At 68.3% G+C, this 13,623-nt stretch carries 14 protein-coding genes; 2 read left to right on the top strand and 12 right to left on the bottom strand.

What is annotated here, in order from left to right; genetic code table 11:
* Positions 1–2 precede the first annotated feature (2 nt).
* On the top strand, positions 3–614 hold the full coding sequence (locus AC0KUR_RS11980; RefSeq protein ID WP_473375938.1) for a trimeric intracellular cation channel family protein: 612 nt from the start codon (positions 3–5) through the stop codon (positions 612–614).
* A gap of 31 nt (positions 615–645) precedes the next feature.
* On the opposite strand, the gene AC0KUR_RS11975 is transcribed toward AC0KUR_RS11980, so the two are convergent.
* The 10 genes from AC0KUR_RS11975 to AC0KUR_RS11930 form a co-directional block, all read right to left on the bottom strand.
* On the bottom strand, positions 646–1,029 hold the full coding sequence (locus AC0KUR_RS11975) for a VOC family protein (RefSeq protein WP_049030740.1): 384 nt from the start codon (positions 1,027–1,029) through the stop codon (positions 646–648).
* A gap of 83 nt (positions 1,030–1,112) precedes the next feature.
* The gene (locus AC0KUR_RS11970) at positions 1,113–1,934 is read right to left on the bottom strand and encodes a heme ABC transporter ATP-binding protein (RefSeq protein ID WP_473375937.1); all 822 of its coding nucleotides are present in this window, start codon (positions 1,932–1,934) and stop codon (positions 1,113–1,115) included.
* A gap of 19 nt (positions 1,935–1,953) precedes the next feature.
* The gene (locus tag AC0KUR_RS11965; RefSeq protein ID WP_473375936.1) at positions 1,954–3,042 is read right to left on the bottom strand and encodes a FecCD family ABC transporter permease; all 1,089 of its coding nucleotides are present in this window, start codon (positions 3,040–3,042) and stop codon (positions 1,954–1,956) included.
* A gap of 15 nt (positions 3,043–3,057) precedes the next feature.
* Positions 3,058–3,975 (bottom strand): heme/hemin ABC transporter substrate-binding protein, encoded by a 918-nt coding sequence (locus AC0KUR_RS11960; RefSeq protein WP_301741392.1) that lies wholly within the window; start codon positions 3,973–3,975, stop codon positions 3,058–3,060.
* Positions 3,972–5,063: a hemin-degrading factor gene (locus AC0KUR_RS11955; protein ID WP_034187859.1), complete on the bottom strand. Its 1,092-nt coding sequence runs from the start codon at positions 5,061–5,063 to the stop codon at positions 3,972–3,974. Before AC0KUR_RS11955 ends, AC0KUR_RS11960 begins: the two co-directional genes overlap by 4 nt.
* A 49-nt stretch (positions 5,064–5,112) precedes the next feature.
* Positions 5,113–7,383, bottom strand: coding sequence for a TonB-dependent hemoglobin/transferrin/lactoferrin family receptor (locus tag AC0KUR_RS11950; protein ID WP_473375935.1), 2,271 nt, complete (start codon positions 7,381–7,383; stop codon positions 5,113–5,115).
* Between the two features lie 235 nt (positions 7,384–7,618).
* Positions 7,619–7,846, bottom strand: a complete 228-nt coding sequence (locus AC0KUR_RS11945) for a hypothetical protein (RefSeq protein WP_473375934.1) — start codon at positions 7,844–7,846, stop codon at positions 7,619–7,621.
* Positions 7,847–8,042: 196 nt separating this feature from the next.
* Positions 8,043–8,426 (bottom strand): DUF6232 family protein, encoded by a 384-nt coding sequence (locus AC0KUR_RS11940; RefSeq protein ID WP_473375933.1) that lies wholly within the window; start codon positions 8,424–8,426, stop codon positions 8,043–8,045.
* 124 nt (positions 8,427–8,550) lie between these two features.
* Positions 8,551–8,811: a DUF2866 domain-containing protein gene (locus tag AC0KUR_RS11935; protein ID WP_011548992.1), complete on the bottom strand. Its 261-nt coding sequence runs from the start codon at positions 8,809–8,811 to the stop codon at positions 8,551–8,553.
* A gap of 206 nt (positions 8,812–9,017) precedes the next feature.
* Positions 9,018–10,175, bottom strand: coding sequence for a porin (locus tag AC0KUR_RS11930; protein WP_473375932.1), 1,158 nt, complete (start codon positions 10,173–10,175; stop codon positions 9,018–9,020).
* A 308-nt stretch (positions 10,176–10,483) separates the two neighbouring features.
* On the opposite strand from AC0KUR_RS11930, the gene AC0KUR_RS11925 reads away from it, so the two are divergent.
* A complete protein-coding gene (locus AC0KUR_RS11925) occupies positions 10,484–11,290 on the top strand; it encodes a MetQ/NlpA family ABC transporter substrate-binding protein (RefSeq protein ID WP_034187742.1) in 807 nt (268 codons plus the stop codon).
* A 135-nt stretch (positions 11,291–11,425) separates the two neighbouring features.
* On the opposite strand, the gene AC0KUR_RS11920 is transcribed toward AC0KUR_RS11925, so the two are convergent.
* Both AC0KUR_RS11920 and AC0KUR_RS11915 read right to left on the bottom strand, forming a co-directional pair.
* Positions 11,426–12,541 carry a succinylglutamate desuccinylase/aspartoacylase family protein gene (locus AC0KUR_RS11920; protein ID WP_034187743.1) on the bottom strand — a complete coding sequence of 372 codons (1,116 nt, stop codon included), beginning with the start codon at positions 12,539–12,541 and terminating at the stop codon, positions 11,426–11,428.
* Positions 12,542–12,766: 225 nt separating this feature from the next.
* On the bottom strand, positions 12,767–13,549 hold the full coding sequence (locus AC0KUR_RS11915) for an ABC transporter substrate-binding protein (RefSeq protein WP_034187744.1): 783 nt from the start codon (positions 13,547–13,549) through the stop codon (positions 12,767–12,769).
* Positions 13,550–13,623: the final 74 nt, after the last annotated feature.

The following is a 13,623-nucleotide window of genomic DNA, read 5'->3' as shown; positions in this document are numbered from 1 at the left end:
CCATGCATACGCTTTATCTGATTGCGATCGTCGCGGAAGCGATGTCGGGGGCGCTGATGGGCATGCGCCGCGGGATGGACCGTTTCGGGCTCGCGCTCGTCGGCGCGGTGACGGCGCTCGGCGGCGGCACCGTGCGCGACGTGCTGCTCGGCCACTATCCGCTCGGCTGGATCGCGCATCCGGAGTATCTGGTGATCACGCTGGTCGCGGCGACCGTCGCGTCGTGGGCCGCGCGGCACGTCGCGCGGATGAAGACGCTGTTCGTCACCGTCGATGCGATCGGCCTCGCGGCGTTCACGATCATCGGCTGCGACGTCGGCGCGTCGACCGGCATCGCGCCGATCATCGTCGTGCTGGCCGGCGCGATCACGGGCGTGTGCGGCGGGATGCTGCGCGACCTGCTGTGCAACGAGATGCCGCTGATCCTGCGCGAGGAGCTCTATGCAAGCGTCGCGTTCGTCACCGGTGCGCTGTACGTCGGCATGCCGCATCTCGGCATCGACGCGGATGGCGCGACGATCGTCGCGCTCGCGACCGGGTTCTCGATGCGGATGCTCGCCGTGCGGCTCGGCTGGAAGATGCGGACGTTCGGCGCGGCGGACCTGGAGCACTGAGCGCTCGCGGCCACGTCGACCGGGACGGTGTTCAGTCGGGCTGCATCATCTGAAAGACGTTTCCTTCCGGATCGATGCCGTCGACCATCCGGTACGGGAAGCCGTCGTAGCGCTTGAGATCGCGCACGGCCACGCCGTCGCGGGCGAGCCGGTCGCGATGCGCGTCGATATCGGCATCGATCCGGAAGACGAGCTTGACGTGACGGGTGCCGGCGTTCGCGTGCGCGGGCACGGCCGCGTGGCGGAACGCCGGGCCGGCCCGATGCAGCGCGAGTTCGACCGCACCGGCGTCGAGCACGACCCATTCGCCGTCGATCTCCTCGATGACGGGCAACGCGAAATACCGCTGGTAGAACGCTTTCAGCAACGCGACGTCGTGGACGTACAGGATGATGCGAGTCATCGGAACGGGCATGGGGCGCCTCGAAGGAAAGGGGCAAACGATCTCGAATGAAAGCGGCGGACGATGGCGGGCATCGAGCCGTGCGGCGCTCGGCGCTACGCGGGCACCATCACCGGCGGCGCACCGTCGCCGGTGTCCACCATCTTTACCGCGAATCCATAGCATTGCGCGATATGCGCGGGCGTCATCACGTCGCGCGGTGCGCCGTGCGCGACGATCGTGCCGTCGGCGAGCATCGCGATCGTATCCGCGTGCCGCGCGGCGAGGTTCGGATCGTGAACGATCGCGAGCACGCCGAGCTGCCATTCGCGTGCAACCGCGCGCACGGTGTCGAGCAGGCGATGCTGGTGCGCGAGATCGAGCGCGGCGGTCGGCTCGTCGAGCAGCAGGTAGCGCGGGCCGCGTTTCGCTGCGTCGTCGTCCGGCCACAGCTGCGCGAGTACGCGGGCGAACTGCACGCGTGCGAGCTCGCCGCCCGACAGCGTCGTCACGTCGCGGCCGACGAGCGCATCGGCGCCCGCGCGTTCGAGCGCAAGCCACGCGATGTCGCGATCGCGGTGGGACGTCGCGCCGCTGCGTCGCGCATGCGGATAGCGGCCGAGCAGCACGATTTCGTCGACGCTGAACGGGAACGCCGGCTGCGCGGCCTGCGGCAGCACCGCGCGCAGGCACGCGAGCCGCGGCGCGTCGATGCATTGGAGTGGCTCGCCGTTCAGCGTGACGTCGCCCGTCACGCGCACGCCGTTCGGCGCGACGCTGCCGGTCAGTTCGCCGGCGAAGGTTTTCAGCAGCGTGCTCTTGCCCGCGCCGTTGCGGCCGAGCAGCGCGGTCACGCGGCCGGGTTCGATCGACAGCGACAGGTCGCGCAGGATCGCGTGGTGCCGGCGGGCGACGTCGAGGTGGTGGGCGGTCAGCATGGTCGTCGTGAAAAAGGGATTACCCGCCGAGCGCGCCGCGGCTCTTCCACAGCAGCGCGAGGAAGAACGGTGCGCCGAGCAGCGCGGTCAGCACGCCGAGCGGAATGTCGGCCGGCGCGGCGACGGTGCGCGCGGCGAGATCGGCGGCGAGCGTCAGCAACGCGCCGAGCAGGGCGGCGCCGGGCAGCACGATGCGCTGGTCGGGGCCGCACGCGAGCCGCACGCAATGCGGCGCGACGAGCCCGATGAAGCCGATGATGCCCGCGCACGAGACGAGCGCGCCGACCGCGAGCGCGACCGCGACGAGCACACGCCGCTTCAGCCGCTGCACGGGCACGCCGAGATGCAATGCCTCGGTTTCGCCGAGCTGCAGTGCGTTCAGCGCGTCGCGTTCGCGCGCGAGCAGCACGCAGCCGATCGCGACGCATGGCGCGACGGCCGCCAGCGCGGGCCATTGCGCGCCGCCGAGGCTGCCGAGGCTCCAGAAGGTCAGCGAGCGCAACTGCGCGTCGTCGGCGACGAACGTGAGCAGGCCGATCGCCGCGCCGGCCAGCGCGTTGATCGCGATGCCGGCGAGCAGCAGCAGCGGCAGCGCGAGCCGGCCGCGCGACGCGGCGAGCCGATAAACGAGCGCGGCGACCGCGAGCGCGCCCACGAACGCGGCGACGGGCAGCGCGGCCGCGCTCACGTGCGCGGCAAAGAGCGCGGGGCCGAGCACGATCATCGTCGTCGCGCCGAGCGCGGCGCCGCTCGACACGCCGACGAGGCCCGGATCGGCGAGCGGATTGCGGAACAGCGCCTGCATCGCGGCACCGGTCGCGCCGAAGCCGCCGCCGACCAGCAGCGCGAGCGCGACGCGCGGCGCGCGGATGTCGAGCAGCACCGCGCGCGCCTGCTGCGCGGCGGCATCGCCGCTCAGGGCGGCCCAGGCCTCCGCGAGCGGAATGCGATACGCGCCGACGCACAGCGCGACGACGGACATCGCGCACACGAGCACGGCGAGCGCGGCCAGGGTGACCGGCGCCAGGCGGCGCGACGTGCCGACGCGCGCGGCGCCGGCGCGCGAGGCGGGCGACGGCGCGGAGAAGGGCGAAGCGTGAGCGGGCATCGAGATGATCCGGAATCAGGCGAGCGCATCCGACAGGCGTCGGTGCAGGGTCGTGACGGCGAGCGGCAGGCGCGGGCCGAAGCCGAGCAGCAACAGCGCGTCGAGCGACACCACGCGCCGCGCGCGGCCGGCCGGCGTCGCACCGAAACCGGGCGTTGCCAGTAGCGCGGCGCGACCGCCGACGGCGGCCAGCCCTTCGTCGGAGATCAGCACGACGTCGGGCGCGGCGGCCGCGAGTGCCTCGGTCGTCAGCGGCTTGTAGTGATCGAAGCCCTGCATCGCGTTGCGCGCGCCCGCATAGCGGATCATTGCGTCGGCGGCCGTGCGCTGGCCGGCGACGAGCGCCTGGTTGCCGGTATGGTTCAGCACGAACAGCACGCGCGGCGGTTGCACGCCGGCAGGCGCGCGCGCGGCGACCGCGTCACGCGCGGCCTGCCAGTCGCGATCGAAACGTTGCAGCAACGCGGTGCCGGCCTCGCGCACGTCGAGCGCTTGCGCGATGCCCGTGATCTTCGCGCGCACCGATTCGACGTCGTGGCGTTCGTCGAACGTCGTGATCGTGACGCCGGCGCTTTTCACCTGCGCGATCGCGGTGGGCGGGCCGGCTTCCGCCGACGCGAGCACGAGATCGGGGCGCAGCGACAGCAGCCCTTCGGCCGACAGCGCGCGCTGGTAGCCCACTTTCGGCAAACGCTTCGCGGCGTCGGGATACGTGCAGGTCGTGTCGGCGCCGACGAGCCGGTAGCGCGGCGTCTCGGCACCGCCGAGCGCGAACGCGGTTTCCGCGAGCGCGCCGCCGATCACGACCACGCGCTTCGGGGCGGCCTGCGCAGCCTGGGCGAGCACGCTGCCGGGCAGCGCGCCCGCGAGCGCGCCGGCCGCCGCGCCCGCGAGCACGGCGCGGCGGCGCGGATCGAACGGCCGCGCGCTCACCGCGCGCCCCCGCGTGCGGCCGCCGGCAGCGTCGCGACGAGCGCACGCCAGTCGTCGCGTTCGACCTTGCCCGGCTTGCGTTCGCCGAACAGCAGCGCGACGTGGTCGCCCTGCCGGTCGAACAGTTCGAGCGACGTGACGATGCCGTCGCTCGTCGGTTTCTTCACGACCCAGGCGGCGGCGATCAGGTCTTCGCGGACATGCAGGTTGAAGCCGGGGTCGAGCACGTTGATCCATGCGCCGACCTCGCGCACGTTCGCGACGGGACCCGTGTGGATCTGGATCATCCCCGCGTTGCCGACGAACACCATGATCGGCTGGCCGCTTTGTGCCGCCTGCTGAAGCACGTGGCGCAGCGCATGCGCGGTTTCGACCGGATATGCATGGTGCGGCTCGGCGAGACGCAGCGCCTGCATGCGGCTCACGCCGAAGCGCTGCGTGATGCCGAAGAACTGGTGCGTGTCGGTCATCGCTTCCCACGCGGCGCGGAAGCCCGCGACGTCGATCTCGGTGTCGGCACGCTCGGGTGTTTTCGGTGCGGCGGGCGCGACGTCGAGGCCCGGCTCCTGCGACGGCGCACGCCAGCGTTCGACGAACGCGTCGTACGCGGCGTGGTCGCTGTGCGCGCGCAGGTACACCTTGTGGATCGCATGGCCTTGCGCGTCGAAGAACTGCAGGCTCTTCAGCGGGCCGTGCGCGGTTTCGTCGCGCACCGCGAACGCCGACACCCAGTGACGATAGAAGATGCGCAGGTCGATGTCGCCGAGCGCGAGGCCGACCGGGCCGTCGTGGCTCATCTGCGCATATTCGCCGTCCTTCTCGTGGACGGCCGTGTCGTTGCGCGTGAGCGCCATCACGCGGCCGAGGCGCGGCATTTCCTCGAACATCGCCGGAAAGCGCGCGTCGAGCCGCACGACGTGCTCGCCGACGAACGCGGCAAGCGCCTCGCCTTCGCTGACGCCGAGCGCCTGGGCGACGTCGCGGTTGCGCAGCTGACGCTCGGTCTTGAGCTTGATGAATGCGTCGCGCAGCGCGGCGGCCGCACGGGCCGGGCCGGCCGATTGACCGGGAAGGGCGGATTGCATCATGTCGGACTCCTTCAAGTAGCGGTTGGGGTGGGTGCGCGGGCGATGCGCATCAGAAATCCACTTTCATGCTGACGGCGACCGTGCGGCCGGGCGACGAATACGCGTCGAGCACCTGCGAATCGGCCGCGATGCCGCGCACGTCCGACCAGTTCCAGTACTTGCGGTCGAACAGGTTGCGGATGCCGATCGTCGCGCTCACGTGCTTGCTGAAGCGGTAGCCGCCGCGCAGGTCGACGACCAACGACGACGGCGGCGTGAAGCACGCCTTGTTCGAGCAATCGGACTTGTCGACGTCCTTGTCGCGTTTCGCGGCCTGGAACAGCAGGTCGGTCTGCACGAACCAGCGCTCGCTCGGCTCATAACGCACGCCGAACACGGCGGAGAAAGGGTTGACGGTGTTCAGCGGCTGGCTGGCCGCGCCGTCGTTCTGCGTCGAGCCCTTCGTGAACGCCATCGCCGTCTTCAGCGTGATGCCGTTCGGCATCACCCATTCGGCGCGGCCTTCGAGGCCGTGGATGCGCGCGTCGGCGAAGTTCACGTACTGGAACACGAACGGGTCCGACGGCCGGCCGGCGCCGGCGATCGTCGTGCGCGAGATGAAGTTGCGGTAGCGGCCTGTGAACGCGGCCGCGCTGTAGCGCACGACGCCGTAGCCGGTGCCGGCCTTGCCGCGCAGGCCGGCTTCGAACGTGTCGCTCGTCTCGGGCTTCAGGTTCGGATTGCCGATCGACGTGTAGCCGTACACGGGGTTCGAGAAGCTGCTGTTCACCTGGTCGGGCGTCGGCGCGCGGAAGCCGTGCGCGTACTGCACGTACGGAATGACGGCCGGCGTGATCTCGTAGAGCACGGCGACGCGCGGCGACAGTTCGTTCGCACTCGTCGACACGGCCTTGCCGGTGAACAGCGGATCGTTTTCGGTCGGGCTCAGCCGGTACGTGTCGAAGCGCAGGCCCGGGGTGACGAGCAGGCGGCCGTAGCCGATCTGGTCCTGCACGAACGCGCCGAACAACGTGTAGTCGGTGTCGGGGAACGCCTTGTTCGGGAACGCTTCGCCGACGCCCGGCACCGTGCCGTCGCGCAGGTTCGTCACGCGCGACAGGCTGCCGTCGACGCCATACAGCAGCTTGTGCGCGAACGGGCCGGTCGCGAAGCCGCTTTCGGCGAACGCGGAGCCGCCGAACGTGCGTTCCCGGTACTGGTTGTCGCGCGAACGCGATTTCAGCGGCGCGCCGCGCGTCTCGAACGCGTACTGGTCCTGCTTCGCGTCCTGGTAGTAGAACTGCAGGTGCGCGGTCTGGAACCAGCGGAACGCGTCGTCGCGGAAGTCGTAGTCGACGCTGAAGCGGTTGCGCTCGAGCCGGTCGTGGGTCGTGAGGCCGAGCGTGGTCGGCGGGTTGATCGCCGACAGCACGTCGGTGCTCACGCGCCGCTGCACCGTTTCCGCGGTGAACTTGACGGTGTCGCGCGTGGTGGGCGTCAGCACGAGCTTGCCGAGCAGCGATTCCGAATAGACGTCCTGCGGGTTCGACGTCGTGCGCAGCGTGCTCGCCGAATGGTTGCTGCCGCGCGTATCGACTTCGTGGCCGCGCCGGCCGTCGGCGATGATCATCCCCTGGATGCGGTCGTTGCCGCCCGCGGCCGACACGGTCGCGCCGATGCTGCGGTCGGCCGAGTCGTAGCTTGGCCGGAACGAGAAGTAGTACGGCTTGTCGTAGATCGACAGCAGGTCGCGCGGGTCCTTCGTGATGAAGTTCACCGCGCCGGTCAGGCCGTCGCTGCCGTACAGCGCCGATGCCGGCCCGCGCAGGATCTCGATGCGCTTGAGCGTGTCGAGGTCGGCGTAGTCGCCGCGCCCCGCTTCGAGCGGGCCGAACGAGAACGCGTTCGGCAGGCGGATGCCGTCTTCCATCAGCAGCACGCGGTTGCCCTCGAGGCCGCGGATGTTGATGCTCGAATCGCCGTCGCGGCCGCCGCCGAGCGCGGCGCTGCCCGGCCGGTACGCGGTGCGGCGCACCGTGATGCCGGGCTCGTAGCGCAGTGCATCCTTGATGTTGGTGGCCTGCTGTTCCTCGAGATCCTCGTCGGTGATCACCGACACGGATGCCGCCGTGCGGCTCGCGGCGGTGGCGGTGCGGGTGGCCGTGACGGTGACGGGGTCGAGCAGCGCCGCGTCGCCGCGCGCGGACGCGGCGACGAGGACGGCGGAAGGCGGGTTGGCGCCTTGCGGCGACGAATCGGCGTGAGCCGTGGCGGCGGACAGGCCGAACGCGCCGAACAGCGCGGCACAGATCGGCCGCCGCGCCAGCGAATAACAATGCACAGGTGGTCTCCCATTGACGATAACAAGCCCGAAGGCTGGCTGGGTGACGCGTTCACCTGGCTGGCCCGTTTGCGCGCGGCAGGCGGCAAACGGCGAATTGAAAGGCAACTGACAACTTTACCAGTGTAAATGAGAATTATTATCAATACAAGGACGAAAGGCGGCGTGAGTGAGCGCTCGCGTGCGCGGCTCGCACGCGCCGCGGCAGCCCTTTCGGGAGCCGTGCGCGCGCCGGTCAGGCCAGCGCTTCGATGCGGATCAGCAGGTTGCGCGCGTGCGCGATGAACGCTTCGTGCGTCGCGCGATCGCTGTGGACGTCGAAGCCGGCCTGTTCGGCGAAGACGATCTGTTCGGTGTAGAGGTCGACGAGCGCGCGGCGTGCGTCAGGGGGTAGCGCGCGGATCATCGACACGATCAGCAATTCCTGCGCGCGAAGCGTGCCGGACAGCGAATGGACGTTCATGCTGGCCTCCTCGGACGATGCGGCGGCGCGCCGCTCCTTCCATACTAGGCGGTCGGCGCGCGCGGCGCAGGCGCGGGGCGGGCGATGACGTGCGGGAATACGGTTCGCCGAGGCAGCCGCACGTGCCGACACGTGCCGGCACGCACCGCGTGCGTCCGGCAACCGTGAATCGAAGCGTGCAGCCGCGTGAAGGGGATCAGTTGGCGGTCTTGGCGGCCTGTGCATCGCGCACGACCTGCGCGACGCGTTCGACGAACGCGGCGTCGGTGCTCGACAGCGCTTCGCGCTTGCCGTCGGGCATCTCGACCATCAGCCGGTACGTGATGTCCTGCGTGGCCCAGGCGAGGTAGCCGACGACGACGAGCATCACGCCGACGACGAGCGCGGCGCTCGATGCGCCGATGCCGCCTGCGACGGCGATGGCCGCGCCGATCAGCGAGATCAGCGACGGAACGAGGCGGTTCTTGGGAATCTTGACGACATCGACGTGACGGATGTCACGCAGTGCGAATACCTGCCCGGCGGCCGACAGGCCGTTGCGCGTGACCATGACGCCACGTTCGTTGAATGCGTTTTCCATCGTGTGTTGCGTGGACGAAAACGCGCAGCGTAGCAGGTTTCGTTGCCGCGTCAAACGAGACCGACTGCCGCACGATGCGTGCGGCGCGGCCGACAGGCGGGACGCGGGCGGCGCGGGAGCGCGGTCAGAACTGCAGCCGGCCGTCGCCGTAAAGGCGGCCCGGCACGTGCGAGGCGACGACCTCGGCGATCTCTTCGTCGGTCGATTCGGCCGGCACGATCTGGCGCCGTGCGGGGGCGTCGAGATGCATCGTCCATTCGACGAGCCGATACGGTCGGCCCCACGGGCGCTGCATTTCGACTGAGACGCGGCAACTCTGGACCGGCAGCGAGTGTTGGCACGTCAGAATCGCGTGCAGATGGCTGAAAACGGTATCTTCGATCATCATGGCCTCCGATCCTGTCTTGTGGGCAATCGATGGCGGCGCCGTCGGCATTTAAAAAAAAAGCCGCCGATGCTCAGGCGGCCAACAGGGGGGGTGAGAGCATCGTCTCAGCCCAGAATTAAGCGAAACTTAAAAGCCCATAAAAAAGCGCCCCGCGTGGAGCGGGGCGCTTCTTGCCGTCGTGATCCGCGAGTTAAGCGGACGCTTTAGAACTTGTGACGGATGCCGATGCGGGCGGCGATCTGGTTCTTCGAACCCGTGCCCGACGTGTTGAAGTAGCTCGTGCTCGAGCCGATCTGCGCTTGCACGCCCTTGCCCGAAGCCTGCTGGTACACGACCAGGCCGTACACGTCCGTCCGCTTGCTGAGTGCGTAGTCGGCGATACCGTTGACCTGGTTCCAGTGCCACGAATTGCCGTTCTGCGTCGCGTTCGTGTACGTGTAGCCGAGGCCGCCCGACAGGGCCGGCGTGAACGCGTACTTCGCGCCTGCTTCGTATGCGTTGTAGAACGTGCCGCCCGCGCCCGAAACGGTCGAGAACTGCGTACGCGTCCACAGCATCCATGCCGTTGCCGGACCCCAGACGTAGCGGCCGCCGACGCCGTACGTGCGCAGGTCGCGGACGTTGCCCGTGCTCAGGTTCGCGATCGTCGTCGAGAAGGCCGGCGACGACTGGCTCGGGTAGCGGATGTCCGTGTAGGCGGCGCCGACCGAGATCGGGCCGTTCGCGTAGTTCAGGCCGAAGCTGTATGCGCGCGACGAGCCTGCCGTCGTCGTCGTGCCCGACGTCGTGGCCGGTGCGCCCGCGAAGTCCGTCGAGTTCGAGAAGCCGTACAACGCGCCGAACGTGAAGCCCGAGTAGTTCGCGCTCTGGAACTTCACGGCGTTGTTGATGCGGCTCGACGTGAGCTGGTCGATGTCGTTCACGTGGTACGCGTAGTTGCCCGCGACCGTGTTGCCGCCCGTCGAGTAGTTCGAACCGAGGATGTCGGTCGAGAACGAGTACTGGCGGCCGAACGTGACCGTGCCGTACTGCGACTGGCTCAGGCCGACGTAAGCCTGGCGGCCGAAGATCGCGCCACCCTGGCCGATCGTGCCGTTGCCGCTGTTGAAGCCGTTTTCGAGCACGAAGATCGCCTTCAGGCCGCCACCGAGGTCTTCGGTGCCGCGCAGGCCCCAACGGCTGCCCTGGGCAACGCCGTCGTCGTACTTGAACAGCTTGCCCGTGCCGCCGTTGGCGGTCTTGCTGTGGTTCACGTAGCTGATACCGGCATCGATGACGCCGTACAGCGTCACGCTGCTTTGTGCGTGCGCCGTGCCGGCCGTTGCTGCCAGGGCGGCGATGGTCAACAGTTTCTTGTTCAAAGGATTCTCCGAGCGAATAAATGGCGTGTCCAGTTGCGGTTCCGGCGCTCTCTCTGGGCGCTTTCACGGACCGGCCGCAACTTTATCGGCGGGGCACGTAATGAATATGACAGCGACTGTCATATGAAGAATGTGTGGCGCCGATGCGACACCGAATTCTGCCCGGGTTGGCCAGCGGGGGTTATACCGATTTCGGCAGAGAATCGATCCCGATCCGGAATATGCACATGAAATAAGCTTGGTTTGTCGCGTTCGGGCCCCGTGTCACGATCCGTGCTCCAACAAACGACACGGGACAAGAGGACACCATGCGACGTTCGATCCTGACCGGCCTCGGCGCACTCGCCGCCGCGCTGGCATTCGCGGCGCCCGGCGCGCACGCCGATCCGCAAACGCTGAAGATCGGCACGATGAGCGGCCCCGACGCGCAGATCTGGACCGAAGTGACGAAGGTCGCCGCGCGCGAAGGGCTCGCGATCAAGGTCATCGAATTCAACGACTACGTGCAGCCGAACGCGGCGCTCGATTCGGGCGACCTCGACGCGAACGGCTTCCAGCACCAGCCGTTCCTCGACAGCCAGATCAAGCAGCGCGGTTACAGGATCGTGAACGTCGGGCTCACCTACACGGCGCCGATGGGCTTCTACTCGAAGAAGCTCAAGTCCCTGAAGGACTTGCCGGTGGGGGCGAAGGTCGGCATCCAGAACGACCCGTCGAACGGCAATCGCGCGCTGTTGCTGCTGCAGAAGTACGGCGTGATCAAGCTGAAGCCGGGCGTCGGCACGAACGGCGTGAACGCGACGCCGCTCGACGTCGCCGAGAACCCGAAGAAGATCAAGATCGTCGAACTCGACGCCGCGCAGTTGCCGCGCGCGCTGCCCGACGTCGATGCCGCGTCGATCAATACCGACTACGCGGTGAAGGCCGGGCTGACGCCGGTGAAGGACGCGATCGCGATCGAGGACCTGCGCGGGCCGTACGCGAACCTGATCGCGGTGCGTGCGCAGGACAAGGACAAGCCGTGGGTGAAGAAGCTCGTCGCGGCCTATGAATCGGACGACGTGCGCAAGTTTATCGACCAGAAGTTCGGCGGCGCGATCGTGCCGGCATTCTGAACGGTCTTCACGCCGAACGGCCGGCGGCCGTCGCCGGCCGCCGACGTGCCCTCCGGAAAGCGAATCGCCCGCGCAAGCGGGCGATTTCGTTGGTGCGTGCGCTGCGCGCCGTGGCCCGGCGCGCGGGCCGCGCGCTCAGGCCGACAGCAGCGAACCCGTGCGGATCGCGGTCGCGCCGGCGACGCGCGCGACTTCCATGCCGGCCGTCGCGAAGCGCACGATCTGGCGCGCGTACAGCACGCCCGATACGCTGCTCTTCAGCGTGACGACGCGATCGGTCAGCGGATCGACGATGTCGGCCACGGCCTGGCCCGCCTCGATCATCGCCCCGACCGGCGTGCGGAACACGATCACGCCCGACACCGGCGCGACAAGCGGATCGGTGCCCGCGAGCGGCGTGGCCGGATGCGCGAGCGGCGGCAGCGGCGCCGGCGTGCCGTCGACGATGCCGCGCTCGGTCAGGTACTCGACGATGGCCTGTGCGTCCTTTTCGGCGAGTTCGTACGACACGTCGCGTTCGCTGCGCAGTTCCACCGTGACGGAAATCGCGCCGTTCGGGATCGGGAAGCGGTCGCCGAAACGGCTGCGCAGATCCGACCAGCAGAAGCTGTGGATTTCGTCGAACGGGTTGCCGACCGAATTCAGCGCGAGCAGCGACGCCTGCGCGTCGAGATAGCGCGACAGCGGCTCGACGTCCGGCCACAGGTCGGGATTCGTGTAGAGGTGCATCACCGCATCGCTGTCGCAGTGCAGGTCGAGCACGATATCGGCGTCGAACGACAGCTTCTGCAGCGCGAGGCGCTGCGAGTCGAGTTCGGTGCGCGGCTTCTGCTCGTCGAGCGCTTCGCGCATCGCGGCGCGCACGGCGACGAGGTTGCGCTGCGCGTCGTTCGTGAGATGGTGTTCGACGCGCGGCAGCACCAGTGCCGCGAGATCGTAGAAATTGCGGTTGAAGTTCTGCATCGAGCCGAGCTCGAAACGGCCGAGGTGATCGCCGAACACGTGCTGCGACAGGCCGATCGGGTTCGGCACGGGCACGACCACGATTTCGCCGCGCAGCTTGCCGGCCGTCTCGAGCGCGGCGATCTTGCGGCGCAGCAGCGTGGCGACCAGCATGCCGGGCAGTTCGTCCGCATGCAGCGACGACTGGATGTAGACCTTCTTGCCGCCGCGCGGGCCGTAGTGGAAGCTCGTGATCTGGCGTTCGGTGCCGACGGCGGGGGAAATCAGCGGATGGGTCTGCGTTTGCATGATGGGGGAGTGCGGCGCAGCCGCGAAGGATCCGGTGTGCGTGGAAGGACGATTGTACGTTGCCTGCGTCGTCGCCATCAAACCGGTACCGGAACGCGCGGATTTTCCTTGTGAATCATCGGTTTGGTACGAAAAAAATAACGTCGCCCAACCCGCGCGCGCAAAAAAAACGGGCTCCTCGCGGAGCCCGTTTCATCGCGGCGCGCGGCGCGCCGGCTGGCCGTATTACTTGCCGTAGACGTCGAAATCGAAGTACTTCTTCGCGATCTTGTCGTACGTACCATCCTTGCGCATGCCGGCGATCGCGCCGTCGATCTTCGCCTTCAGGTCGGTGTCTTCCTTACGCAGGCCGATACCGGCGCCGTTGCCGAGCGTCTTCGGATCGTCGATGTCCTTGCCGGCGAAGTCGAAGTTCGCGCCGCGCGGCGTCTTCAGGAAGCCGATCTCGGCTTGCACCGCGTCTTGCAGCGCGCCGTCCAGACGGCCGGAGATCAGGTCGGCGTAGACCTGGTCCTGGTTCTGGTAAGGCACGACGTTCACGCCCTTCGACGCCCAGTACGTCTTCGCGTAGGTTTCCTGGATCGTGCCCTGCTCGACGCCGACCGACTTGCCCTTCAGCGATTCGGCCGTCGGCATCAGGCCCGTGCCCTTCTTCGTGACGAGGCGCGTCGGCGTGTTGAACAGCTTCGCCGAGAAGGCGATCTGTTCCTGACGCGCCGGCGTCATCGACATCGACGACAGCACGCCGTCGAACTTGCGGGCCTTCAGCGCCGGGATCATCCCGTCGAAGTCGTTTTCGATCCACACGCACTTCGCGTGGATGCGGCGGCAGATTTCGTTGCCGAGATCGACGTCGAAACCGACAACCTTGCCGTCGGCGCCTTTCGATTCGAAAGGCGGGTAGCTGGCGTCGACGCCGAACCGCACGGTCGACCAGTCCTTCGCGTACGCGCTGCCTGCCGATACGGCGAGCAGGGCAACGGTCACAGCCGCAAGAATCTTTTTCACTCGGTGACTCCTCGTTTTGTTCGATGGGTGCGCGGTTGTGCCGCGCCGTAAGCCTTCGGTCCGCCGCGGCTTCG

It is taken from the genome of Burkholderia sp. YHN3-13 (genome assembly GCF_055810675.1).
This window is presented reverse-complemented; position numbering and strand designations above follow the sequence as displayed.